This window comes from Xenorhabdus sp. NBAII XenSa04 (genome assembly GCF_963866145.1).
Lineage (GTDB): Bacteria > Pseudomonadota > Gammaproteobacteria > Enterobacterales > Enterobacteriaceae > Xenorhabdus > Xenorhabdus indica.
The window spans coordinates 1-2,621 of sequence record NZ_CAWMEB010000182.1 but is presented as its reverse complement, the minus strand read 5'-3'; the positions used below and the strand labels follow the sequence as shown (position 1 = coordinate 2,621).

The 2,621-nt window shown below is 38.5% G+C and carries 2 pseudogenes; both read right to left on the bottom strand.

Features of this window, described 5'->3' with window-relative positions:
* Positions 1-299: pseudogene (locus tag AAC147_RS07840) on the bottom strand (hypothetical protein); the annotation flags it as partial.
* Positions 300-1,340: 1,041 nt separating this feature from the next.
* Positions 1,341-2,395, bottom strand: a pseudogene (locus tag AAC147_RS07835) (primase-like DNA-binding domain-containing protein); the annotation flags it as partial.
* Between the last annotated feature and the right edge of the window lie 226 nt (positions 2,396-2,621).

The window sequence follows — 2,621 nt, the reverse complement described above, 5'->3', positions numbered from 1 at the left end:
GCTTCCATTCTATAAAGCTCGGTTGACATATATTCTATTGCTTCATTACCTTGCAACCAAATTAAAACACCATCACCAGTTATTCCTAATGGCCCAGTATCAGCGTAACGACCATAGGTAAATACATTTATCCCACTTTCTGCATGAACAGAAATAAATGTGTGGCCTGTTCCCTTTGTTTCCACCCATAAAAAAAAACCCTTAGGCAACCATCGACAGGTAGTGTCATACATATTTAATGTATGTGAATCAAGTTTATCTAAGATTCTTGATTGCCTAATTATATCTCTATTGTTCATATGTGTTCTTCCTTGCAAGAATATAAATAATAATCATTGAGATAGGAAATGATATTAATATAAAATATATGTCATTATTTTTAATGAATTTAAAAAAAATCGAAAAATTTAAGACGTAGAGAAATGTAAAGACATTATTTAATAAGGTAATTAAAAATATAAAAAAAATCATTTTCAAACAGTATTTTAATTTTTTTCTGAACAAGAGCATGGCAGCACACAAAATAAAGAAAAAATTATTAGCCAGCATTACGTAATCAACGGCATTAATAAAAAAAGATAATTCAGATGAGGTGTACTCATTACTTGTCCATAGGGTTATTACTTCTTTTGTAGTCAAATCAATAGAGATAAATCCTATATTACAAAAAATAAATAGAATTATTACTATTAGTATATTAAATAATGATTTAATCCACATTTAACCCTTCCTATCATTTTTGCCAGTTCTAAAACCAATCTAGCTGAAAAATTCTTTATCTTGCCCATGATAATTGCATATTTTTGATACACCGCTGGACAGGATACACCAGAATTATTTATATATCTTAGTATAGGTGACAATAAAGCGGAAATATCGTGATTAATGTCGTATATTAAACAAATAGATATGGTTACCTGTGTTACATTTCGTTTAAGACGACAGATTAAAACCACACTGACACGCTACGCTTGTCTTCTCCGAGTTACCGGGTTAATAAATTACCCCAGTAACTCGGAGAGCTGAAAGATCACCTGCCAGAGAAAACATTTTTACCTCCCCCCTCCCCTCCCTATTAAAGAATTATGGATAAAACTGTTCACCTTTGAGTATTTTTATTTAAATTCATGTTGTTAAAGGATGATGAGTTGAAATTAAACTCTTCACTACTCTTCACCCAACCGTTCACCTCCAACCAGAAAAAAGGTGAACAGTGATGAATAGTTGTGAACAGTTTAAAAATAACTATTCACCCTATAATACATTGATATATATGGTTTAAATTATAGAGTGAACACTTTTTTATATTTCTTTGAAAAATTACTGTAATCAGAGAAAAATTATTCTTCTGGCAGGCTATTCCTTGTCAATTTCGGCATCCATTCGATTGCAGTATCAAGATTCAGGCTCAGATTGCTACGAATGCCCTGTTTGCTTTTCTTGCGTAAATATTGCTGATTGTACTCTGCCAGTGCGCCTGGCATATCCATGCCAAAACGAGTCACGGAAACAGGTTTATTCAGGTTATTGCCTTTCATATAAGCAAGGTAGGCGTGATAGAGATATTTGCGAGGATTGAACGGCATAATTTCCGCATTGCCAATTAACAGACCGTCAACTTCATAGGAAGCAATAAGATAACCGCAAAAGTCGACCAGTGGATCTGTACCGCGTTTGATATCCAGCGCCTCCGCAGATTTCTGTTGCTCCGCCTGTAATCGCCTTGATACCGGAACCATCGCCTACATAGCGGGTTTGGTCTGGCAGGATAATCAGCGAATAGCCGACAATCAATGCCCTTTCCCGTGGATTTTCCAGTGCTGCCATACTTGCGGAAACGGTATTGCCTTTACCTGCCAGCATGGAACAAATTTCGGCAAAGATGCTTTTGCCACTGCCTCCAGCTCCGGTGACTTCCAGAAAAAAGCGCTGACAGCACTCTGTTTGTTTTGTTTTTACAGTTGGCTGTTGCCTGATTGAGCCAGCGCCAGAACTGTGGTGCGTGATCTTGCAGAGTTTCCCTCGAAACAGGGGAATTGAATTCAACGTCATTGGCAAGCAATAGCCAATCATTTTTGCGGTGAGGCCGAAACTGGCACGTTTTCAGGTCAAAAACACCATTATTGAATCCGATTAAGTGGCGTTCTGGTGGTTGCATCATGGGAAGCTGTAATTTCAGGGCATCCACGGCAGAGCTGATACCATGTGGCGAGTATGGTAGTTTATCTTCCATAAAAGCAGCGACCATTTCCCGCCTTAAATCACGGTCACTGACCTGACGCCAGACAATACCGTCATAGTGATGAACGGTTTCTGAAGCACCATCCAGTGCTAAATCACCGTTATAACGTGTCAGCAATACTTCCCCGCGCTGGCTGGCTCCCATCTGGCATAATGTCAGTTTTGAAGGCTCCGCATCATTATTAAGTTGAATGGCTACTTTTTTCTTGGTTGATGTCGGTTGATAAAGCCCCTTAGCAAAGGCTTGTTGTGCTATTTCTTCACCGTGTTGCTGGCGATCATCGTCCCAATCAGCTTTATACTCTGTAGGCACTAACGTTACCCATCCGTTGATCGCTATGGCGGTTTTCTCTGCTGCAACCTTGCCGATATTCTTTTTC